Below are 440 nucleotides of genomic sequence, written 5' to 3'. Positions count from 1 at the left end.
CGATCACGGCCACCGGCTACTACTGCGGTGAGGGCGGCCTGCAGACGGTCGAGAAGACGACGACGGTCAACATCGCCAAGCCGGCGCCCGCGCCGAAGGTGAGAGCCGCCGCGCACATCGAGTACACCGTGGACGGCCTGACCGCGACCCTCGTGCCCTCCGTCACCGGCACGCAGCACGAGATGAAGTACGGCCGCAACAAGCACGCCAAGTACGGTGTGCCGCTCGTGTACACGATGTCGTTCCCGGAAGGTGCCGAGGTCTCCGGCGGCGCCACGAAGGGTGGCATCAAGCGTGCCACCTGCACGAAGCACGGCTCGGTCGAGTTCGACCCGGTGATGCTGAGCGGCGATCCTGTCGTCGTCACCTTCCCGAAGCCGGGTACCTACGAGGTGACGCTGAGCGCCGATGTCTGCACGAGCCAGCGCATCGTGTCGAAG

Annotated in this window: 1 protein-coding gene; it reads left to right on the top strand. The window is 66.8% G+C overall.

Features of this window, described 5'->3' with window-relative positions; translation table 11 throughout:
* On the top strand, positions 1-440 hold a 440-nt coding region (locus GO615_RS29965), incomplete at both ends, for a hypothetical protein (protein ID WP_169133094.1).

It is taken from the genome of Aromatoleum evansii (assembly GCF_012910805.1).
GTDB classification, from domain to species: Bacteria; Pseudomonadota; Gammaproteobacteria; order Burkholderiales; family Rhodocyclaceae; genus Aromatoleum; species Aromatoleum evansii.
This window is presented reverse-complemented; position numbering and strand designations above follow the sequence as displayed.